Here is a 21097-nt window from a genome sequence, read left to right on the forward strand (position 1 = left end):
CGACTGATCCCCGATTGCGAGGTTTGCGCCATGCATCACGCCCAAGAACTCCAAGTCATTGCCCCGACGCTTTTTCTCAGCGATGCCGATGTGGCCTCGCTCGCCGACTGGAGCACCGCCGTTGCCGCGCTCGCCGAGGCGTACGCGCACCCTGCATCGGATGCCATGGTGCCGCCTCGCTCCATGGCCCGGGGCGATGGCATCTGGCTGCGCAGTTTGACTGCCGTACCTCCGGCTGGCGGCCATATGGGCTGCAAGTTGATCGCAGCCTCCATGCGGGCGCGCTGCGCCAGCTACCTGATTGCGTTGTTCGATCAGAAAACCATGGCGCTCAGTGCCCTGATCGACGGTAACCGGGTGACGGGTTTGCGCACCGCGGCAACCGCTGCGCTGGCAGTCGATTTACTGGCGCCCAAGCGCGGGCTGCGGGTGGGTGTGATTGGCTCGGGATTCGAGGCCCGTGGCGCGTTGGACTGCCTAAAGTCCGTGCGCGATGTGACTCAAGTCCGGGTGTTCAGCCCAACGCCCGCGAGCCGAGAGCGTTTTGCCGAAAGCTTCAGACCTGGGCTGGATATCCAAGCGGTGACCAGCGCGCAAGAGGCCGTGCGGGACTGTGACGTGGTGATTTGCGCCGCCCGCAGTCGTGACGAGTCTCCCGTTCTGCAAGGAGCATGGCTCCCTGCAGGTGTCACGGTCGTGTCATTGGGATCCACCTTGCCTGAGCAAAGGGAAGTTGACCCGGTCACGATGGAGCGAGCCGTCTGCATCGTCGCCGATATGCCGCAAGAGGTGCTTCACGATACCGGTGACGCCATTGCGGCGATCAGTGCCGGCGTTTATGTCGCCGACAAATTGGTCGCGCTGTCGGACCTCGTCGCGGGCCGTGTCATACCGCGCCAGCACGCAAGCGACATCGTTCTCTACAAGTCTGTTGGCTCGGCGCTGCAGGACGTCGTCATCGCCCAAGCGCTGTACGAGCGCGCCCGGCAACAAGGCCTCGGCATCGAGTTGCCCGCCAGCATTGTCCCTGTCTCGAAATAACTCCCTTCACTGTGCAAAGGAACATCATCATGGCCACATACAAGAAAGCGGATGCCCGTGCCTGGGCGCGGGAAAACCTGGTGGGCTGCTCGGCTGTCACCATTCCAAGTTTCAGTGCTGATTTGAAGCGTCTCAATGAGCGTGGCATACGCCACGACATCGAACATACGGTTGGCCTGGGCTACAGTGCTACGTTGCTGTGCAGCGAGCTGGCGATTTCTATCCAGGAGAATGCCCAGTTCACTGCCTGGGCCCGTGAGTCAGGGAAAGACCTGATCCTGTTTTTCCATGCGGCCTTTGGCACGCTTGCCGAGAATATCGAGGCGGTGAAGCTCGCCGAGAATGCCGGTGCGGACATCGTCCTACTCTCCTATCCACCACAGTTCTGGCCGACCAGCGAGCAGGAAATCTACGACTACACCAAGTCGTTCTGTGACGCGACGGACCTCGCCGTCATGCTCTTCCCGATTCCGCTCTGGGGCTTTGAGCGCGTGCATCCGGCAGGGATGTCCTTGGAGTTGGTCAGTCGGCTGTTGGCCGATTGCCCGAATATCGCGGCCATCAAGTCCGAGCAAGGGTTCCCGCTGCCGGCGGGCATTTGCGAGATGTATTACCACTTCCGTGATCAGGTGGTGATCAGTTGCCCGATCGAAGGCGACGCAATCCCCTTGATGAGCCTGATGAAGTTGCAGTTTTCCGGCACCAGCAACACCGCCTGGATGAGCGACTACTACCCGAAAGCTTTCGAACTGGCACGCACGGGCCGCTTTGAAGAGGCGATGGAACTGTACTGGAAGGTCAATCCGGCACGCAGCGCCAACGGCGCCGCCGCGCAAAGCTATGCCGGCGGCACTGGTGTGCTCAATCGCACGATGTGGAAATACCAGGACTGGCTCGCCGGCTTCAACGGCGGCCCACTGCGTGCCCCGGCGATGCGCGTGCCGGATCGCTTCATGAAGTCGCTGCGTCAAGGGTTGGTTGCGTCGGGGTTGCCGGTGACTTCGGATCCTGACAGCGCCTTCATGATCGGGCGTCATCCGTGCTGATCAGGAGGGTTGCACAGTGAAGCATTTACTTAAAGATCCCACACTGTGGCGTGACGGTGCCTATATCGCCGGTGAGTGGCTGACCGAGACGCCGCACGGTCACTACACGCTGCGTAATCCGGTGGACCAAACGGTGCTGGCCGAGTTGCCGCGTTGTCGTGAAACTGAAGTTCGGCACGCCATCGACGCGGCGAATGAGGCCTTTGGCCCATGGCGTCGCCTGACGGCCAAACGCCGTGGCGAGGTATTGCGCCGCTGGTATGAGTTGATGGTTGAACATCGGGAGGACCTTGCCACGCTGATTACCCTGGAGGAGGGCAAGCCTCTGGAGGAGGCACGGGGGGAAGTCGATTACGCGGCGTCTTTTGTGCGCTGGTTTGGCGAGGAAGCCACACGGGTGCGCGGTGATCTGATTCCGGGCGTAAAGGACACTCAGCGCATCGTGGTCCTGCGCGAACCCATCGGCGTCTGCGCGGCGATCACGCCCTGGAATTTCCCCGCTGCGATGATTACACGCAAGGCCGCTCCGGCCCTCGCGGCCGGTTGCACGATGGTGGTGAAACCGGCCAGCCAGACACCGCTGACCGCGCTGGCACTCGCCGAACTGGCGCAGCGCGCTGGCGTGCCCGCCGGCGTTTTCAGTGTGATCACTGGCAACGACACCCGCGACATTGCCGGTGAGCTTACGGCCAACCCGCTGGTGCGCAAGCTCACCTTCACGGGGTCCACGGAAGTGGGCCGGCTGCTGCTGGCGCAAGCGGCGCAGACGGTCAAGAAATGCTCCATGGAGTTGGGCGGCAACGCCCCGTTCATTGTCTTCGATGATGCTGATCTGGATGCTGCGGCTGACGGGGTGATGTTGGCCAAGTTTCGCAATGGTGGACAGTCCTGTATCGGCGCGAATCGGGTGCTGGTGCAGTCCGCGGTTTATGACGCACTGGCCGAACGCATCGTCGAGCGCATGGCACGCCTGAAGCTGGGCAATGGCCTGGAGCCGGGTGTACAAGTCGGGCCGTTGATCGATGACGCGGCGGTACGAAAATCCCAGGCGCTGGTTGATGATGCGCTGGCCCAAGGCGCTCGACTGCTGTCTGGCGGCAAGCCCCATGCGCTGGGCGGGTGTTTTTTCGAGCCCACCTTGTTGGCTGATGTGACCCATGGGATGCGGGTTGCTCGTGAGGAGATCTTCGGCCCGGTCATGCCGCTGGTGCGTTTCGACACCGATGACCAAGCCATTGCCATGGCCAACGACAGCGAGTTTGGCCTGGCCGCGTATCTGTTCAGCCGTGACGCGGCGCGTATCTGGCGCAACGCCGCGCGCATCGAGTCGGGCATGGTGGGCATCAACTGTGGCTTGATTTCAAATGAGGTCGCACCTTTCGGTGGCGTGAAGCAGAGCGGTCTTGGGCGAGAGGGATCTCACCTGGGAATAGACGAGTTCCTAGAGGTTAAATACCTCTGCTGGGATGGCTTGGAAAGCGTGTAAACAACCGTCGTTAAAGGCCGGTGGACGGCGGTTCGTGTGAGCCGTCGTTCATCGGCTTTTGTATTTGTTCTGCCGCAAAGGCAGGCACTCCGAGCAATGCCCCCGGCTTACCTGCGAGACCCATCGCCGCCAGCGATACCTCGGATTGTGCAAAGCGATTTCAGCCCTGATAGCCGATTCGATAGTCTCGTGGCTGATCCGGCATTTTTCGTCGGCATTCCATGTTGCTGCGGCATTGACGCAATGACGCCGCAGCGCTCGTTGGTGCGCCATGCAATGTCTGCCCGAGTGAATAAGAATAATTAGGAGAGCGTGATGATTGCAGCAGTCAACAAGGTCCTGGTGATCGGGGGAGGGTTCTCCGGTATGACCGCGGCTATCCAGCTCGCCCGCCAGGGCGTCGAAGTGGACCTCGTCGAAATCGATCCATTGTGGTGTCCTTTGGGAGCGGGGATTACGCTCAGTGGGCCCACGCTGCGAGCGCTTGATACGGTTGGGATTTTGGAAAGGGTCGCCGGGGAAGGGTACCTGTCGACCAATTTCGATGTGTTTTCACCGGTGGGCGACCTGATCGTGCAATTGGCGCTTCGACCGCCGGTCAGCGATAAGCCGATTCCCTGTGGTGGCGGCATCCTGCGCCCGGTACTGGCTCGAATATTTGCCGACAGGACGCGGGAAGTGGGGACCCGTGTGCGCCTGGGCATCACCTACGACAGCGTCATCGAGCATGATGATGGCATTGATGTGTCTTTCACCGACGGGACCACTGAACGCTATGACCTGGTCGTCGCCGCTGACGGCGTGCATTCGCGCACGCGAAAGGAGTTTTTCCCGGAAGCACCCTCGCCAAAACCCATTCATCAGAGCGTCTGGCGCGCGGTGCTGAAGCGTCCGCCGGAAATCGTGCGCCCCACTCATTGGCTGGGTAGCACCAAGGTTGGCGTCAATCCAATCTCCGAAACGCACATGTACATGTTCCTCATGGAAAGCCGCGAGTTTTCCGAGTGGATCGACCCGGCCAGTTGGCCGGGTGAAATGGCGCGCCTGTTGAGTGAGTTCCCAGCTCCGATCCTGCAAACGCTGGTGCCGCAACTGTACGAGGCGGACGCCAATATCGACTATCGTCCGCTGTCCAATCTGTTGGTGCCGTTGCCCTGGCACAAGGGCCGAATCGTGCTGATCGGAGACACGGTGCATGCCACCACACCGCACCTGGCTTCCGGGGCTGGAATCGGTATTGAGAGCGCCATCGTGCTTGCCGAAGAGTTGCTCGGCAATAGCAATCTACAGACGGCCCTGAGCCGGTTCGAAACGCGGCGCTGGGAGCGTTGCCAACTCGTGGTCGAGAACTCCGCGCGTCTGTGCGAGATAGAGAAAAGTGGCGGGGACAAGGAAGAGCATGCGCAGATCATGCGTGAGTCCACTGCGACGCTGGCTGAGCCTATCTGATTGATTGCGACCCTGCTGGATGAGAAGGGTCGCGCTTCTGGTCGTTAGGAGCAGTGATCGAAAATAACGACCTCTTTGACGTAAGCGAAAAAAGACGCCGACGTCAGCGCCACGCCGTCCTCGGCAAGTTTTTGAAACAGCGCTCGCTGATACTGCCGAAAGGTCGAAAAATCCGCTTCATTTTCAAACCACAGGCTAGAGGCGCCTTCGTATACGGCGATGTTTGGCCCGAAATAGGCCGTCACCTTGTCACCCTCGGGCAGATACCGGGAGCGAACATACCGGCGTAGGGCGTTCTGGAAGTCGGGCTGTTCGCGGGTAATGCTCTCGTGAGCTGCGTCCCAAACGTCGAAAAAACGATCGAGCGCCATGGATGGATTTTTCTTCAGCAGGATCATCACTTTCCATGGGAGAGGCGCTGTAGCGGTGCTAGCCGTCTCCGCTTCATCCATCAATTGAGCGAGCTGCTCGGAAAGGTCAGCGAAGTTCTTTGCATCAGGGCCCACGGTTTGCTGGGTATAGGGATCGCTGAAGGTGCGAATCAAACCTGGCACGTCTTCAAAAAACAGCTCCGTAATGGAGTCTTTGTGGAAGGACTGTGCGTAGGCACTGTCGGCGTCAACCCCGAAAGCCGCGTCGATGACATGGTTCTGCACGTACCGTTTGACGCCTAACGGTTTGGCTTTAGCGATTTCTCCGTGGGTGTGCTCTACATAGTTTATAAACTCGGCATGCGTCATTCCGGGTTTTCTGCGTACAGCGGCTAGGATTTTGATCATGAGGCGTTCTCGCTATTGGCAGGGTGAAGGGCGCCTGAACCTTAAATGCACTTCATGCTGTTGTAATTCATCTGATTGTTTTTCAACACCAAAATATAAGGCCAGGTTTAACCCGCAAACCAATCGGTATTCGTGCTGGTAGGTATCGCGCAATAACATGCTTGACCAGCCTTGAGTCAGCTTTGGATTTTGAGCGTTTTGTATGAGCCGATTTGGCGGTGAATCTATGGCAAAGAAAATTAACCGCGAGCAAGCTCAGCCCCCACAGGGGATATCGTGAACCCAGATGAATTGGAAACTGGCTCAAGCCGCTGTTGATTTCTCCCGACTGCCGCTCGCAGTGTCGCGGAACAGTCTGGGCGACATGCCGAACGTCGATTTGAAATGCCGGCTGAAGTGGGAGCTGCTGCCATAGCCCCAAGCGTAGGCGATCTCGGTGAGCGAGCGATGAGCATGTTCCCGATTGCGCAGGTCTTCGGCGCAACGTGACAGGCGCCGCTGCCAGATGTACTCGCTGACACTGCACCCCAGCTCATCCTGGAAGGCGCGGTGCAGGCTGCGTACCGAGCACTGTTCGGCGTTGGCGATGCGTTCGATGGTCAGGTCGCGGTCGGCCAGGTGGCGCTCGATGTACGCTTTGAGGCGGTTCTGCTTGAAGAAGCGGAAGTCGTGTTCGAGTTGCTTTTCTTCCTGCTTGTTCTTCAGCGCGTTATCCAGTAGCCCGGTGATGCTGTCGCCGATCAGCCCGGCCGAATGGTTGTTCAGCAAGGGGTATTGGTTGTAGGCATCGCTGATCAGGTGCATGAGCATCCGCCCCAGTCCATTGCGACCGTTAAGATGCATGTCGGCGGTTTGCGCGAGCTGCCCGGATGCCCCCTGGAACAGCAGGATGAAGTGTTCGCAACCTTGCATGCTGGTCACGTTGAAAGGTTTGCCGCAGTCGACCAAGAGCATTTCGTCAGGGGCCAGCACGCTACTTTGCTGGCCCTGCTCGAAGTGACTGACACCAGCCACCTGCATGATCAACATACGCGGCGTATCGAGGGCATCAATCGCTTTGCTCAGGTGGCGCGAATATCGATGGGCGCTGGCGGTCATTCGACAGAAACGCAACTGGCCCAGGTCCCCGTACTCCAGCCGACCCTGGAAGTTGCTGTCATGCAACGGGTCGATGAACGTCGATTCCAGCCGTTTTATATAGTCCGGCGTACGCCCCAGGTGATCGCTCATGAACTCTTTCCATTTCATCAAGCGGTCGGAGCGAACAACCTGATCGGTGGACACGCAGGCTAAATGGTTCATTTTTCGCCTCTATTTATTATTGTTTTTCTGACGGATCGGGCAAAGGGGTCGATTTGCCCGATCCGGGTGTGATCAAGGGTGCCAAAGACTCAGAACGGGTAGTGATGGCCTCCGGGCTGCCAGGTCACCCAATGGGCACGGGTAAACTCATCCAGGGCATAGTGACCGTTGAAGCGACCGAGGCCGGAATTCTTTTCACCACCGAACGGGGCATTGGGTTGGTCATCGACGGTGATGTCGTTGATATGGGTCATGCCCGCCACAATGCTCCGGGCGAAATTCAAGCCGCGGGCCATGTCCCGGGTGAACACGGCGCTGGAGAGGCCATACTCGCTGGCGTTCGCTAACGCCAATGCATGGGTTTCGTTTTCTGCGACCAGCAGCGGCAGCAGGGGGCCGAACGTTTCATCGCGGGCCAGTTCCTGATCGACTCCCACTTCACCGAACACATGGGCGGGCAGCACCAGCCCGGATGCCGGGCCGCCGCAAAGCTGCTTGAGGCCAGCACTCCGGGCACCGTCGAGCTTACGCAGCAGGCCATCGAGCTGGCTCTGATTGACCACTGGCCCGATCACCGTGTCGGCCTTGGTCGGATCGCCCGTCTTGAGGTTGCGCACGCGCTCCACCACCAGCGCTGCGAAATCGGCATACAGCGAGCGGTCGACGATCACCCGGTTGACGCTCATGCAGATCTGGCCCTGGTGCAGGAAACGCCCGACCACCGCAGCGTGCGCCGCACCTTCAATGTCGGCGTCATCCAGCACCACCAGCGGCGCGTTGCCGCCCAGTTCCAGGGCCACGCGCTTGATGTGTTTGCCACCGGTGGCAATACGACCGACATTGCGTCCCACATCCGTCGAACCGGTGAAGGAAATCAGGCTCGGCACCGGGTGCTCGACAAAGGCATCGCCGATTTCCGAGCCGGCGCCGACCACGACGTTGAGCGAGCCCTCGGGGAAGCCGGCTTCTTCGAACAGGTGGGCAATCAGCAGGCCGCCGGTCACCGCTGTGTCGCTGGCGGGCTTGAGCACGATCGTGTTGCCCAGGGCGAGTGCCGGCACCACCGAGCGCATGCTCAGGTACAGCGGGAAATTCCATGGGCTGATCACGCCCACCACACCCAAGGGCTCACGGAAGACAAAACTCTGTTCGCCGGGCTTGTAGCTGGTCAGGATTCGACCTTCAACCTGCATCGGCATCGTCGTGCATTCACGCACCAGGTTCAGCGTGAATTGCCATTCCATGCTCGCCTTGATCCGGGTGCTGCCGGACTCGTCGATCAGCCAGTCGATGATCTCTTCACGGCGGTTCTGGATGACTTGGGCGAGCTTTTCAAGTTGAGCGCTGCGCAGGGTGGGGTGCAGTTGTGCCCACGCGGCCTGCGCCTGCTGCGCCGCCTGATAGGCGTCGTCGAGATCGGCAATCGAGGCCAGGGGCATCTCCAGCAATTGTTCGCCATTGAAGGGATTGCGGTCGTCCAGGCGGCGTGCGGAGCGCCCTGCACGCCAGGTACCGTTGATGTATTGGTTGCCGTTGATGGCGTAGGGCCCGAGCGGTTGAGTCGTCATGGTCTTTTACCTTTGGAGGCAGGTGGTCGCCTCGTTTAGAAATTAAGGGGGCAAACGCCGATGGGGGAAACTGCTCAGCTCCTGATCCAGGCGCGGCCCCAGGAATTGAGGGTGTATTCCTCCTGTGCCCAGACACCGGGCTGGCGGCTGGCATCGGTGACTTCGAGCTCCGCCGAGAACTCCAGGCGGTTGCGATCGGCATCGACCACCATGAAGAACAGGTTGTTGCCAGGCCCATGTCGGCCAGGGCCGAAGAAAATGGTGATGCGCTCCTTGGCGAAACGATCCCCCCAGTCACGGATGTCATTCCACTCGTTGGTTTCGTAACAGTGGTGGTCCCACTCGTTTTTCGAGCCGCGGAAAAACGCCAAGGTGTGGTGTTCGTCGTCCGAGCGCAGGAAGCACGTCGTGAGTTGGCCGGTCTGCTCGTCCACGACATTGTCCGAAACGGTAAAGCCCACCGTGTTGACGTAGAAATCAATCATGGCTTCCAGCTCCGTGGTCTGGAACACCACGTGCTGCAAGCGACCCGGCATGCCTGGGTGAGGGGCGTGGAGGGCAGGGGGAGCGACGCCAAATATCGTTTGCCGGCCCTGGGGGTCGCGGATCAGGAACGCCCCCGGCTCAAGCAGCGGCGAGTTGGTCTCTTCGATCACGCAGCCATTGCCGAGCAGGCGAACCCGCAGTTCTTGCAGTCGAGGTTGGCTTCCCAAGTCGAACGCTGCCGCGAGCAGGCCGCTGTGGTCGGCGGGGGAAACGAGCATGGCGCGTTGCGGGCCGCTGAGCATCCAGCTGCCATCGGCTTGCGCCTGGCTGCCCATGTCCAGCATCCGCCGATAGAAATCGATTTGCCGTTGCGCGTCCTTGCTCGCCAGGTGCAGGTAGCACAGGCGTGCAGGTGTGGAAGTCTGGAGTGTTTGCATAACCACCTCTGTGCTTGAAGGTTTTAGTGAAAGACGGGCGCGCTGCTCGGTTCGATTTCGCTGTTGTGGGGCATGGCGATGCCGAACAGTGACTGCAGCGATTCTGCGGCCTGGGTCTCGGTCGCCTTGTCGAAAATCGCCGCGATGTAGCGATCCGGGCGCAGCAGCAGAAACGGGTGGGAATCGCCCAGCAGGGTTTTGAGCTGGCCTTCACGGTCTTGAAGCACCGTGCAGCCCGGGATCGACGGTATGGCATGGACGGACGCGGGCAGGATCAGGATGCGTCTGGCTTCAAGGTGGCTCCAGAGATCATGCTTGAGTTCATCGATACGCTGGCGGGTCGGGTCGCCGTATTGAATCAAGGCGAAGCCGGCGCCGATGGTGTCATCGAGCAGGCGTTCCTGGCCGTGGGCATCGGTGAGCTTCGGTTGGGGGAACATCTGTCCGCAGGACAAGGTGCCTGCTTGCCCCTCGGTCAGCACCAGGCCCCGGGTGAAGCGGGGTTTGGGCTTGAAGCGCATTTGCAGGAAATAATCGCGCAACGGCGGCAACAGGCCGATCAAGGCGAATGCGCCACTGATCAAGCGAGCGCGCAGGACGGTGGCCGGAGCCATGACCACGCCGAGGTTCAAGGCCAACTTGATCAATGCCCACGCATGATCACGACGCTCGCTTTCGTATGACAGCAGTGCGCTTTCCGCCATTTTTCCCTTCAGCACGCCGACCAGCTTCCAGCCCAGGTTGTGGGCATCGCGAACGCCGCTGTTCATGCCTTGCCCGGCATAGGGCGGGGTCAGGTGCGCAGCGTCGCCGGCGAGAAATACCCGTTGCACCTGCCACTGCTCGGCGACCCGGGCATGGAAGGTGTAGACCGTCTTGCGCACGATGGAAACCGGCGTGTCTCCCTTGAACGGGCGCAGCAATGCTTGCAGGCAGGTTTCGTCGAGCACCTGTTCGTCCGTTTCATCGGGCTTGAGCAGGAACTCGAATCGGCGCGTACGGTGAGGGCCGGGCACCTCCACCACCGGACGCCTGGCGTCGCAATACACTCGGGTTTGCCAGAAGGGGTCGTCGTCCTGGTCGGTATCGACCACCAGCCAGCGTGAGGAGAAGCTCGAACCGACCATCTCGATCCCGAGTTGCTTGCGCACCGGACTACGCCCGCCGTCGCATGCCACCAGGTAAGCCGCGTGGACTTCCATCAGTTGCCCTTCGGCGTCACGCACCAGCGCGCACACGCTGTGTGGGTCCTGGGTGAATTCCACCAGCTCGTGGCTGAACCGAGCCGTCAGGCTGGCAAAACGTTCAAGGCCTAGCCTGAGGGTGTTTTCAAAAAGTGGTTGGCGAAACGCGTTGCGCTTGGGGAAGCCATACAGCTTGCCGGTCGGCTCGACCTTGCCGAAGCAGCGACCGCCGGGCCGGGTGAAGTAATGCACGCCGTAGCCGGGCACGACATCACGCAGCACGGCAGCATCCAGCCCGATGGCCTGCATGGTGCGCAAGGACTCATCATCGATTGAAACCGCCCGTGGCTCGGTAACCGTGCCCGGCTTGCGGTCGATGATCAGGGTGTCCACATCGGCTTGGCCGAGCAGGTTGGCCAGGGTCAGCCCGGTAGGACCGGCGCCGATGATCAGTACCTGGGTGTTGATGCGTTTGAGGGTTGTCATTGTTATTCCCTTCCGGATGGCTCAGCCCAATGGCTTGGCGCGGTTGGCGAGCGCAGCCATGCGTTGCGACAGATCCTGGGCCAGGGCAAGGATCTGCTGTCCTTGTGTCTCCTCCTGGGCACTGTCGCGTTCTCGCACCGGGCGCACGCAACTGATGCTGCCAACGACCTTGCCATCGCCATCGAAGATCGGCGCGGCCAGGCCATAGACGCCCGCGTCGACTTCACCTGCGCTGGCCACATAGCCTTGGCGACGCAGTTGCTGCAACGAACGACGGAACTGTTCCCAGGTCTGGCCCAGTTGACTGGCGCGCGCCTCTTCGGGGTGGTCGAGAAACAGCTGGCTGTGTTGACGCGAGGTCATGTTGGCGAGGATCGCCTTGGACGTCGCACCCAGGAACAACGGCCTGGGCGAACCACGGGAGTAGCTGACCTCGCTGAACAAGTCCCCGTGCTGGTGAATGCACACGACCTGGTCCTTGAACAGCCGGCAGATCAGCCAGACCTGTTGTTCGCTCCACTGTGGGAAGTTGGGCTCAAGCGCTTGTGCGGCGCGCAAGAGGGGGTCGCTCAGGCGCAACTGGCGGTCCCAGGTAATGATCCGTGCGCCCAGGGCATAACGCCCGGCTTCGACCTGGAACAATAGATTGGCCTCGGCCAATTCGCGCACGTAGCGGTAGATCGTCGAACGGGTAAAACCCAAGGCGCCGCCCATGTCGTCCACCGCCCAGATCGGGCTCTGTTCGGTGAACAGGTCGAGTACCCGCAACATGCGCTCCAGGCTCGAGCCTTTGCTGTCGCCATCCTGCTCGGGCAGGTGTTCAGGGGTGTGTAGGTTTTCCATGTTCATTGCTCGTCCACGATGCTGTTGCGCAGGGTGCCGATGCCAGCGATCTCGACCTCCACCTGATCGCCCGGCTTCATCCACACCGGTGGTTCGCGGAACGCCCCGACGCCGCCGGTGGTGCCGGTGACAATTACGTCACCCGGGGCGAGTTCGGTGAAGGTGGAGCAATACTCGATCAGCTGGCGCACATCGAAAATCATGTCGCTGGTACGGGTGTGCTGCATCACTTGGCCATTGAGGCGGGTGGTCAATTCCAGGTCCTGTGGATCGCCGATCTCGTCGCCGGTCACCAACCAGGGGCCGAAACCGCCGGTGTTCGGGAAGTTCTTGCCGGGGACGAACTGAATGGTGTGCTTCTGCCAGTCGCGGACACTTCCGTCGTTGTAGCAGGCATAACCGGCGACGTAGTCCAGCGCGTCGGCGTGTTTGACGTGGCGGGCCGCTTTACCGATCACCACCGCCAACTCGCCCTCGAAATCAAGCTTGTGGGACGCGGTCGGGCGAACGATGGGTTGCAGGTGGGCAGTCTGGCTGTCGGCGAAGCGGGTAAAGATCATCGGATAGGTCGGCATTTCCCGACCGGTTTCGCGCACGTGAGTGGCGTAGTTGATGCCGATGCACAGCACTTTGCCCGGGTTCGGGATCACCGGCAGGAACGTCACTTCAGCAAGGGGGATACGCGGCAGGCTTGCCAGGCGCGCAGCGCTCAGTTCGTTCAGACGGTTCTGGCCGATAGCCTGTTTTAGATCGCTGCCAAGGGTTGGCTTGAGCGATTCCAGGTCGATGATTTGATCACCTTCGACCACGCCGTAGCTGCTACGGCCCTGGACAATAAAGCTTGTGAGTTTCATGGAGGCTCCTAGGAAGAGGGAGGGTGCAATGAGGGTTAATCTAATCTTGCTATAAAATCCTGTAAAGTGGGATTTATACAAAAATCCTAAAATATGGAATTTATGTGTTTTTTTGCGCGACTGTCCCTTTGGCGGACTTGGGGAGCAAAGGGAGGGGAGGCAGGCAGCCACCGCAGATGGCAGGGGCCGCGAGAGGTGCGCAAAAGGCTCTAAACCTGTGGGAGCGAGCTTACTCGCGATGAGGTCAGCCAGTTCAATACTCATGTAATTGAACCGCCGCCATCGCGAGAAAGCTCGCTCCCACAGGGATTGTGCTTAATTGACGGATATCAGGGCCTGATGCCAATCAATCGCTTGGTGCCCAGCAGCCATGCAGCGACATGCGCATCCGGAAGGGAATCCTGATGCGGGCAATGGGGCCGCTGGCCATGTCACGGGTGTCCAGCACGACCAGTTCGCTGCGCCCTTCGGCAATGAGGTTGAGCATGGCAACCACGTAGCCATCGGCTTCCTCTGCATCCGCCGAGCGCGGTATGAAGATGGGTTCCTGGAAGCATCCGCTGTCGCCGGGAAACCAGGCGTCGGTGCGACCTGTCTGCAGGTCCAGGTGCGCCAGCAGGTTGAAAAACTGGAAGGGAATCGGCCCATTCGCCGGGTTGTAAGGACGCTCAGGATCAAAGGCGAGCAGAAAACCATGCTGGTACTTTCGACCGATGTAGCGATCATCACACCGTGGAAACTCGCAGGGATATTCCGTCAGTGGCTGCGGTTGAACGTTCTCCTGCGCGCCATTCAGGTCGAAGGTCCAGCGCATCAGGCTGGCGGCCAGGGTTTCAGGCGGTGGTACGTAGCCGTCGGCCTGGGGGAAGAAGTAGAAGATGTTGCCGCCGGTGACGGGCATGTCGACATACACCTTGCCGTCCTCATCGAACGCATTCAGTGTGTGCCCCTGGAAGCCGTCCTTGGGCCCCTTGAACCAACGTACATCTTGCGCACACCCGTTACGCGGTACGACCGCGAACAGCTGAGGCAGATCGGGTTGCCACTGGAAATGCGGGCCGCCGTTTTTCATGCGCTCGACGTCCACTGTCAACGGAATCAACGGGAACACCACGTACCGTTCGGTCACCGCGAAATCATGCACCATCGCCGCATAAGGCGCCTGGAACCAGATCTCGTGCAGCAGTTTTCCGTCCGGAGAGAGTTCGAAGTAGGCCAGGTCTGGCGTGCCGTCGCCTTTGGCTTCATAACTGCAGGCCAGCAGGTTGCCTGTCACCGGATCGAGCTTGGGGTGGGCGGTGAACGTCGCGGCTTTGATCTGCCCATCAAAGGTCCATTCGCCGAGGGTCTCCAGGGTTTCGAGATCCATCGCCCAAGGCAGGGCATCTTCCTTGAGCGCCAACAGGACGCCGTTGTGAGGGATGACGGTGGTGTTGGCGGTGGTGTTGTTTTTCGCCGCGAGGGGGTCATTGGTGAAAGCGTTGCGATAAACACCATTGAGTGAGCGACCTTCCCGGCGCTGGGCCAGCAGGCGATCGGTTTTCACGTAGCGGCGTCGCAGCGAGGCCTTACCGTTGGCAAAATGAAAGCGGCTAACCATGCCGTCACCGTTAAAAAAGATATCGGTACCCAGCATGGGGGGATACTGCGGGTCTGACGCGACTTGATAAAAAGTCCCGTGGATCGAAGCGGGAAGAATGCCTTCGATCTCCAGGTCAAACACGTCGGCTTCCACCCGGCTGGGTGTGTAGAGTGCGCCGCTAAACTCAGGTGTCTGGGGGTATTGAATGGTCATCTGGCAATCTCATCAGTGTGCGGTTTCATTCATTTGCAAGGTGCAGCGTCAGGCCGATTGTGCAGACATGGCCGGCCCGGAAGGTTTTACGCCGCGCCGAAAGCGGGCAACGACCAGGCACGAGATAATCAAGGCTAGCAAATAGGCGGAAGCGGCCAGCCACCCCACCGCCCGGAAGTGTCCCTCGCCGACGACCAGCGCAGCCCCGAATGGCCCCAGCCCCTGGCCGACGAAAATGGCGGCGTTACCCAGGCCCGCCAATCGACCGGAAGGGTCCAGTTCCGCCGCCATGGAAAGCAGGTAGGGCAGGCTGAAAAACCAGACCATATGGATCAAGCAGGCCGTGGTGATAAAGGCAACGGGGCTGGTGCCATAGACCATGATCAAGGTCGCCAGCAATGCCGTGCCGAAGCTCAACAGTTGCGGAAACAGCAGGCCCAGGCGCCGTCCGATCAGACCGGCCAGGCCGGCGCCAAGGGCACCGGCAAGAATGCTGCCGCCGAGGATGCCGCCAATCTGCTGGGGCTCCAGGCCGATGCTCTTGCCGATGCGTTCCTGGTACACCCACAGGGCCGAGTGACCGAAGAACAGCAGGGCAAACAGCAGGATCAACAGCATGGCGGTGAGACCGAATGGCTGGATCGAGCCATTGGCCGCGCGATGGGCGTCCGGGTAGCGCTTGGGCACTCTCCGGCAACCCAGCGCCGCGAGCACGCTGGTGATCGCCAACAGGGAAAACGCCCCATTCACGCCAAATGTTTGAAGGACCAGCGGCATGGAGGTCACCAGCAGCATGCCCCACAGCAGGTTGCCGATGTTGATGACCGCGAAGGTCGCATCCTTGGACGTGCGCAGCGCTGCGGTGGCATAGACCACCGCCATGACCGCGCCGCCGCTGGCGCCGCAGATCATCCTGGAAATGACCAGTCCGGCCTGGCTGTGCAGTTGTGTGCTGACCAGGTTACCCAATGCCAGGATCAACAAGGCCACCAGGGCGAAGCGGCGCCGGTCGACGCTCGCCATGAACAGGGCGCAGACCCCGCAGGCGATGGCCATCGCCATGAGTTCCGCAGCGAAGATCGCGCCGATTGCATTGAGCGGCAGGCCGAGCTGGTCGATCAAGGCACCGCCCAGGATCGGCTGGATCTGCAGCGTCCCCAGGGAAATGACCATCATCAGGCAGATGGCGCCCAGTGATTTTTTGCTGTCGATGGAGTCGAGTGCGTTCATGAAGCATCACCTCAGGTAAAGAGCCCGCTCATGCGTGAGCCGGCCTACACGTCAATCAGAACTTGTGAACGTAGCGAACCTGCACCTGGTAATCCGCTCGGGAGCGATTCTCGACGCCGGTTTCTTTATAGGTGTTGAGCCAGAAGGCTTTGTCTTCGGTGATTTTCCAGAACAGGCCCGGGCCAAAGCCCAGCACCTTTTCCCGGGAGTCGGTTAGGGTGCTGCCGTTGACCTTGTCATCCGAAATCTGCCGGAAGTAGTAGCCGTTGATGCCGACCGAGACCTTCGGGAACACTTCGTACGAGGCGGTGAAGTTGGCCCATGCCGACTGTCCTGACTGGGTGTCGCGCACCGCTTGCCCTTCAAAGAACTGCTGCGAACTGCTCGCCGGATCGTCGTTCTTGAAGTTGTACAGATAGTTCAGCCTCCAGCTTACTTCCCAACGGGGTGCCGGCATCCAGGTCGCTGCCCAGTAGGGGTTCAGGGAGAAGTGGTTGGAGCCTGGGTTCAGGTCTTTGTCTTTGTCGTACTTGCCCGTTGGTAGAATGATGTCGAAGGCCATGCGCTGGACGAAAACCGGCCGGCCGCTGGCGTCGACGATCGGATCGAACTGGACCTGTGGCCCGACCGTGACATCGCCCATGCCGGTAGCGTTGTCCTTGAGCTTGGCACCGTTGTCACCGAAATCGCCGTCCAGGGAAACAACGGGGACCAGCAGGCTCCAACCCAGGTGTGCCCCTCCCGCGAAGGTGTCGGGTGAGTAGTAGCTCAGCTGATTGATCATCGTGATGACGTTGATCTTCGGGTCATCGAAGGCGCCGTTTTTCTTGCCGCCGTTGGTCCTGATGCTACTGGCGGTGCTGAACTTCAGGTAGGTCTGGTGAGTCAGCCCGGGTGGCCCCGCAAACCCGTCGTAGAAGCTGGTGCCGCCCAGGTTGATACCGCTGGGTTGGCTTACGGACGGTGGAGGAGGGCCGTCGGCTGCATGGGCGGCAAATGACGCGAAGCTGAGTGCCAGGCACGCTGGCAAAGATTTAGTCAGACTCATCGAAGTGGCTCTATTCTTGGAATTGTGAGCGGGGGAATGTCCCCTGGCACTTCGACTTTAAGTCCCGGTGGTGGGTGATGCTTGAGCGCAACGGCCAGAGTTGACTGAGCGTGCCATGATGGGGCGATGATCCCCAACACTCTTGGCGCTCAACGCGGCGATTGAGGCGGCGCGCGCGGGCGAAGCGGGCCGTGGCTTTGCGGTCGTTGCAGACGAAGTTCGCAAGCTCGCAACTCGCACGACTGAAGCAACCGAACAAGCTGCCGGGATGATTGCTCGCTAAGTACGGTTCCGGTGAAGCTCCTCAGGCGTGACGTTTACCCATACGCTCTCTGCCTTGGTACCTGCTGTCTAACTCGCGAGGCCCACTGTGAAGCATGCGCACGGCCATGATAGCTATGAGCTATCATGGCCGTGCGTATTACTAACTGGATGACCATTCTGCGTCTACGTATCGTGGAGGTATTAAGCGTGATGGGCTGGTAGCACCGTTCGCGTCTTCCAAATCAACACAGGCCTGTACAGGTCATGTTTCCGAGATTTCCATGAAGAAAACGCTTTCGTTGGCCACACGCATAGGGCTTAGTTTCGCGGCCATCCTGGCGCTGCTCATATTGATAACCACCATCGGCATTCACCGCGTTGCGTTCATTGACTCCACCTTGGGCGACGTAAGCGAAAATGCCGCAAAGGTGCAGCGCTACGCAATCAATTTCCGAGGCAGTGTCCATAACCGTGCCATCGCTATTCGGGATGCCGTGCTGGTAACGACTGATTTGGATTTGGCAAAACACTTATCGGAAGTCTCAGCCTTGGAAAAGGCCTACTCTGACTCGGCAGCTCCAATGGATCAGTTGTTCAAGGGCGCAAGCGTAACTGGCGAGGAGGTTCGATTACTGAGCGCTATCAAGGACATCGAACAACAAACCCTTAACTCCACCAGAGCGGTAATCTCCCTGCGCCAGGCGGGTGACATACCAGGGGCTCAGGCGCTGCTGATGCGTCAAACGTCTTTGGATTACAGTGAGTGGCTCAAGCGCGTCAATGCATTGATCGACTACGAGGAAGCATCAATCAAGGCGAAGTTGGGCGCAGTGCAGGCAACCGCCAGCCAGTTCAGTACGCTGATGCTTATCGCGACAGGTATTGCCCTGCTGCTGAGCATCACGTTGTCGGCTGTACTTATTCGCTTTGTTACATCCACGCTGGGTGCTGAGCCCACAGACGTTGCATTGGCCATCGAGCGACTGGCAGCTGGTGATCTGAATCAAACGATTTCCACAGAGTATCCCGGCAGTGTCATGGGCGTCCTGAAAGACACGCTGGGCCATCTCGCAGAGACCATTCGTCAAGTACGTAAGGCGGCCCAAGAAGTCAATTACTCGGCCACCCAGTTGTCTGCCGCATCATCGGCTAATAATGAGCAGACCAGCTTGCAAACCCGCGAAGCCGAGCAGGTAGCCGCAGCCATCATGCAAATGGCGGCGACGGTTAATGAAGTATCCGGGTATGCCGCGCAGGCAGCTGATGCCTCCCGGTTGGCTGATACTGACGTGGGAAGTGGGAACAAATTGGTTGCAAGCACCACGGTTGCTATCGAACAGCTGGCATTAACCCTCGAGCAAACGACTGCTACCGTGAACCAGGTGTCCAAACATAGTGAAAATATTGCGTCAGTGATCGACGTAATCAACTCCATCGCCTCGCAAACCAATTTGCTTGCTTTGAACGCAGCTATCGAGGCTGCTAGAGCTGGCGAGCACGGGCGTGGATTTGCGGTGGTAGCGGACGAAGTACGTTCTTTGGCCAACCGGACACAGCAGTCGACCGAAGAAATTCGAGAGATGATCAGTACGTTGCAATCGGGTACCGAAACAGCATCTCAAACCATGCGCGATAGTTGTGAGTTGGCGAGCCAAACGGTCACACAAACACGCAGTGCGCAGGAGGCGTTGGCAAGGATCAGTGAGCAGGTTGCCGCTATCAGTCATATGAACGCCCAGATCGCGAGTGCCTCCGTGCAGCAGAGTAGCGTGACCGATGAGGTCGCTGAAAACATCAACCGCATTCATGGCTCGACGGTTGAGTCGGCCAATGGCGCGCGCCAAGTGGCAGCAGCCAGCATCGAGCTATCAGATTTAGCGGATCGTCTTACCGCTAAAGTGGCGTTCTTCTCTGCGGCTTAGTGGATTCGACAGTTTTTCACAGCCGGACTGACGTTTATGCGCGACCGCTGGGCTACTCAGCAGGATGCTTCGACAAGAAGTAATAAATATCCTATCAAACCCCGTAACGCTTGTTTCCACCTGAGGTAATGCAGTACCTACCCCTTGATCCTTGTTGCACAGCGCTGCCCATTCAGCACTGATACAGCAGAACCAAAGCAACTGACTGAATACCTGAAAGCAGCTGCATTAAGCGGGCTTTCAAGGTGAGTATTATGCTCGGGCCGCTCTGCTGCGGGTCATATGGATGAGTGCTGATCTACGACTATCCAGGGAGATTCGCTCTTCGACAGCAAAGGGCAAGAAGCCTAGTTTTGGATAAAGCAGCAAGCCTGCTGTATTTTCATTGAAGCACGAGATCTGCACCTCTGTGGCGTCGTAGCGGTCGAACGCCTGAGCTGTCATCGTCTCCACGATGAAGGTCGCCACACCTTTACCTCGTGCCTCTTGGGCAACGATGACATTGCCGATACAGCAAACCCCACCCGTTTCAGCCCGATAGAAGTTAGCAAAGCCGACAACGCTGTTCCGGGTCTCGACAACCGTGGAGTCGAATCGTTGAGTAATAGCGTTAGACAGTTGAGCTTCAGTCAGAGGGTATTGAGCTTTCGGGAACATATAAAACAGTTCCCGAGCGTTCAGGGGAAAGCTACAGATAGTTTTGATGTCGTCAGCCTTCACTGGCCTGTGTTGCAATATCATCGCGCGTCCTTGAGGTCTGTGTTTCCGGCATTTTAGCTCAACTAGATTTGCTCAAGCACCTTGCCTGATTACCGGGGGCATGCATCGATGCATACATAAAAACGTATGGGACAACCTGGTGGCAGGCCTGCAAAAGGAGGTTCCCTACGACTCAACCGTCGTTGTTTTCTTCGCTTCGTCCAGCATCCATTGAGCAAACGCTTGTATTGGCTCTCTGCTCAATGCGATGGGCTCGGGGAGGATGAGGCAGAAGGTTTTGGAAATGGTTTTCCCCTCTGGCCACGGAGCGACCAGACGTCCTAACGCCAGTTCAGTTTCAACGTAAAGACGCGGGACCAGCGCAACACCGAGGCCGGCCAATGCCGCCTCGATCAACATGCCGTGAAGATCGTAGCGCGCACCAATCGCTGGATTGGTAAGTGGGATCCCCGTTTCCAGGGAATAGCGCTGCCAGGCATCCGGGTTCTGCCGTCGGTGCAGGCGTGGAAGCATGTCCAGTGTTGCTGCTCCTGTGCTCTCTTGGAGCAATGCAGGATGACAAACAGGAACCAGCACTTCATGCAAAAGGTGGTGAGTCCGCATACCCGTCCACGCTGGGTGCTCGAAATGGATGGCAGCATCGAATCCGCTCCCGGCCAGGACGAAGGGGTCCATGCGCTCGGCCAAATGCACAGTGATGTTCGGATGCTTTTGCTGGAATCGTGTCAAGCGAGGAATGAGCCATCGCATCGCGAACGTCGGGATAGTGGCGATGTCCAGGCTCGCACCATCGTTCGGCTGCCCCATTAAGTACTGACTGTCCCGATCCAGGCGGTCCAGCGATTCGCGAACTTGGGCCGCGTAGCGTTCCCCGTTGGGCAGGAGCCGGACACGATTGCCGACTCGTTCGAATAGCGCGACACCGAGGAAGGCTTCCAGCCGGCCAATCTGGCGACTGATGGCGCCTTCAGTCAAAGACAGTTCTTCTGCCGCGCGCGCGAAGCTGCCGTGACGAGCGGCCGCCTCGAATGCTGTCAATGCCGTGCTGCTCGGGATCTTCTTTCGCATAAGCGTTCTCGGTCTAAGGGTGGTGATCCAGATAAGCTTGAGCTTTTATCACTGAAGCATACCGAAAAATCGCTTTATTCGTTGATGTC

General features: G+C 59.3%; 16 protein-coding genes and 2 pseudogenes. 6 read left to right on the forward strand and 12 right to left on the reverse strand.

From position 1 onward, the window contains the following. The first annotated feature begins 30 nt into the window (after nucleotides 1–30). From BFQ01_RS16310 to BFQ01_RS16325, 4 genes are all read left to right on the forward strand, one after another. Nucleotides 31–1041 (forward strand): ornithine cyclodeaminase family protein, encoded by a 1011-nt coding sequence (locus BFQ01_RS16310; protein ID WP_065926058.1) that lies wholly within the window; start codon nucleotides 31–33, stop codon nucleotides 1039–1041. A 29-nt stretch (nucleotides 1042–1070) separates the two neighbouring features. Next, nucleotides 1071–2087 carry a dihydrodipicolinate synthase family protein gene (locus BFQ01_RS16315; protein ID WP_027603332.1) on the forward strand — a complete coding sequence of 339 codons (1017 nt, stop codon included), beginning with the start codon at nucleotides 1071–1073 and terminating at the stop codon, nucleotides 2085–2087. Between the two features lie 16 nt (nucleotides 2088–2103). Further along, entirely contained in the window at nucleotides 2104–3573 is a 1470-nt protein-coding gene (locus BFQ01_RS16320; RefSeq protein ID WP_065926059.1) for an NAD-dependent succinate-semialdehyde dehydrogenase, read from the forward strand. A gap of 315 nt (nucleotides 3574–3888) precedes the next feature. Further along, on the forward strand, nucleotides 3889–5022 hold the full coding sequence (locus BFQ01_RS16325) for an FAD-dependent oxidoreductase (protein ID WP_083221216.1): 1134 nt from the start codon (nucleotides 3889–3891) through the stop codon (nucleotides 5020–5022). A 44-nt stretch (nucleotides 5023–5066) separates the two neighbouring features. Here BFQ01_RS16325 and BFQ01_RS16330 read toward each other — a convergent pair whose 3' ends face one another. The 10 genes from BFQ01_RS16330 to BFQ01_RS16375 form a co-directional block, all read right to left on the reverse strand. Then, entirely contained in the window at nucleotides 5067–5801 is a 735-nt protein-coding gene (locus tag BFQ01_RS16330; RefSeq protein ID WP_065926060.1) for an EthD domain-containing protein, read from the reverse strand. A 303-nt stretch (nucleotides 5802–6104) separates the two neighbouring features. After that, complete coding sequence (locus BFQ01_RS16335) at nucleotides 6105–7103, reverse strand: helix-turn-helix domain-containing protein (RefSeq protein WP_065926061.1); 999 nt, start codon at nucleotides 7101–7103, stop codon at nucleotides 6105–6107. Between the two features lie 89 nt (nucleotides 7104–7192). Continuing rightward, nucleotides 7193–8671 carry an aldehyde dehydrogenase family protein gene (locus BFQ01_RS16340; protein WP_065926062.1) on the reverse strand — a complete coding sequence of 493 codons (1479 nt, stop codon included), beginning with the start codon at nucleotides 8669–8671 and terminating at the stop codon, nucleotides 7193–7195. Nucleotides 8672–8745: 74 nt separating this feature from the next. Then, nucleotides 8746–9594, reverse strand: a complete 849-nt coding sequence (locus BFQ01_RS16345; RefSeq protein ID WP_065926063.1) for a VOC family protein — start codon at nucleotides 9592–9594, stop codon at nucleotides 8746–8748. A 23-nt stretch (nucleotides 9595–9617) separates the two neighbouring features. After that, complete coding sequence (locus BFQ01_RS16350; protein WP_065926064.1) at nucleotides 9618–11264, reverse strand: bifunctional 3-(3-hydroxy-phenyl)propionate/3-hydroxycinnamic acid hydroxylase; 1647 nt, start codon at nucleotides 11262–11264, stop codon at nucleotides 9618–9620. 21 nt (nucleotides 11265–11285) lie between these two features. Continuing rightward, entirely contained in the window at nucleotides 11286–12107 is an 822-nt protein-coding gene (locus BFQ01_RS16355; protein ID WP_065926065.1) for an IclR family transcriptional regulator, read from the reverse strand. A gap of 2 nt (nucleotides 12108–12109) precedes the next feature. After that, the gene (locus BFQ01_RS16360) at nucleotides 12110–12961 is read right to left on the reverse strand and encodes a fumarylacetoacetate hydrolase family protein (RefSeq protein ID WP_065926066.1); all 852 of its coding nucleotides are present in this window, start codon (nucleotides 12959–12961) and stop codon (nucleotides 12110–12112) included. 346 nt (nucleotides 12962–13307) lie between these two features. Beyond that, the gene (locus BFQ01_RS16365; protein ID WP_065926067.1) at nucleotides 13308–14756 is read right to left on the reverse strand and encodes a carotenoid oxygenase family protein; all 1449 of its coding nucleotides are present in this window, start codon (nucleotides 14754–14756) and stop codon (nucleotides 13308–13310) included. 48 nt (nucleotides 14757–14804) lie between these two features. Continuing rightward, on the reverse strand, nucleotides 14805–15986 hold the full coding sequence (locus BFQ01_RS16370) for an MFS transporter (RefSeq protein WP_065926068.1): 1182 nt from the start codon (nucleotides 15984–15986) through the stop codon (nucleotides 14805–14807). Nucleotides 15987–16041: 55 nt separating this feature from the next. Next, on the reverse strand, nucleotides 16042–17034 hold the full coding sequence (locus BFQ01_RS16375; protein WP_065926069.1) for a SphA family protein: 993 nt from the start codon (nucleotides 17032–17034) through the stop codon (nucleotides 16042–16044). A 139-nt stretch (nucleotides 17035–17173) separates the two neighbouring features. Between BFQ01_RS16375 and BFQ01_RS31570 the strand changes: the two are divergent. Continuing rightward, nucleotides 17174–17308 (forward strand): annotated as a pseudogene (locus tag BFQ01_RS31570) (methyl-accepting chemotaxis protein); the annotation flags it as partial. A 1390-nt stretch (nucleotides 17309–18698) separates the two neighbouring features. Next, nucleotides 18699–19220 (forward strand): annotated as a pseudogene (locus BFQ01_RS33375) (methyl-accepting chemotaxis protein); the annotation flags it as partial. 252 nt (nucleotides 19221–19472) lie between these two features. Here the strand turns inward: BFQ01_RS33375 and BFQ01_RS16385 are convergent. Both BFQ01_RS16385 and BFQ01_RS16390 read right to left on the reverse strand, forming a co-directional pair. Next, nucleotides 19473–19961, reverse strand: a complete 489-nt coding sequence (locus BFQ01_RS16385) for a GNAT family N-acetyltransferase (protein ID WP_065926071.1) — start codon at nucleotides 19959–19961, stop codon at nucleotides 19473–19475. Nucleotides 19962–20105: 144 nt separating this feature from the next. Continuing rightward, complete coding sequence (locus BFQ01_RS16390) at nucleotides 20106–21008, reverse strand: LysR substrate-binding domain-containing protein (protein ID WP_065926072.1); 903 nt, start codon at nucleotides 21006–21008, stop codon at nucleotides 20106–20108. Nucleotides 21009–21097: the final 89 nt, after the last annotated feature.

This window comes from Pseudomonas sp. 8 R 14 (assembly GCF_900005955.1).
In the GTDB taxonomy this organism is placed as follows: Bacteria; Pseudomonadota; Gammaproteobacteria; order Pseudomonadales; family Pseudomonadaceae; genus Aquipseudomonas; species Aquipseudomonas marginalis.

What these genes read in the sequence shown, in the direction of transcription:
- BFQ01_RS16335 (WP_065926061.1), bottom strand. Translation starts at nt 7,103, where the DNA reads ATGAACCATTTAGCCTGCGTGTCCACCGATCAGGTTGTTCGCTCCGAC.
- BFQ01_RS16385 (WP_065926071.1), bottom strand. Translation starts at nt 19,961, where the DNA reads ATGATATTGCAACACAGGCCAGTGAAGGCTGACGACATCAAAACTATC.
- BFQ01_RS16365 (WP_065926067.1), bottom strand. Translation starts at nt 14,756, where the DNA reads ATGACCATTCAATACCCCCAGACACCTGAGTTTAGCGGCGCACTCTAC.
- BFQ01_RS16340 (WP_065926062.1), bottom strand. Translation starts at nt 8,671, where the DNA reads ATGACGACTCAACCGCTCGGGCCCTACGCCATCAACGGCAACCAATAC.
- BFQ01_RS16310 (WP_065926058.1), top strand. Translation starts at nt 31, where the DNA reads ATGCATCACGCCCAAGAACTCCAAGTCATTGCCCCGACGCTTTTTCTC.
- BFQ01_RS16345 (WP_065926063.1), bottom strand. Translation starts at nt 9,594, where the DNA reads ATGCAAACACTCCAGACTTCCACACCTGCACGCCTGTGCTACCTGCAC.
- BFQ01_RS16325 (WP_083221216.1), top strand. Translation starts at nt 3,889, where the DNA reads ATGATTGCAGCAGTCAACAAGGTCCTGGTGATCGGGGGAGGGTTCTCC.
- BFQ01_RS16315 (WP_027603332.1), top strand. Translation starts at nt 1,071, where the DNA reads ATGGCCACATACAAGAAAGCGGATGCCCGTGCCTGGGCGCGGGAAAAC.
- BFQ01_RS16390 (WP_065926072.1), bottom strand. Translation starts at nt 21,008, where the DNA reads ATGCGAAAGAAGATCCCGAGCAGCACGGCATTGACAGCATTCGAGGCG.
- BFQ01_RS16360 (WP_065926066.1), bottom strand. Translation starts at nt 12,961, where the DNA reads ATGAAACTCACAAGCTTTATTGTCCAGGGCCGTAGCAGCTACGGCGTG.
- BFQ01_RS16350 (WP_065926064.1), bottom strand. Translation starts at nt 11,264, where the DNA reads ATGACAACCCTCAAACGCATCAACACCCAGGTACTGATCATCGGCGCC.
- BFQ01_RS16330 (WP_065926060.1), bottom strand. Translation starts at nt 5,801, where the DNA reads ATGATCAAAATCCTAGCCGCTGTACGCAGAAAACCCGGAATGACGCAT.
- BFQ01_RS16375 (WP_065926069.1), bottom strand. Translation starts at nt 17,034, where the DNA reads ATGAGTCTGACTAAATCTTTGCCAGCGTGCCTGGCACTCAGCTTCGCG.
- BFQ01_RS16355 (WP_065926065.1), bottom strand. Translation starts at nt 12,107, where the DNA reads ATGGAAAACCTACACACCCCTGAACACCTGCCCGAGCAGGATGGCGAC.
- BFQ01_RS16370 (WP_065926068.1), bottom strand. Translation starts at nt 15,986, where the DNA reads ATGAACGCACTCGACTCCATCGACAGCAAAAAATCACTGGGCGCCATC.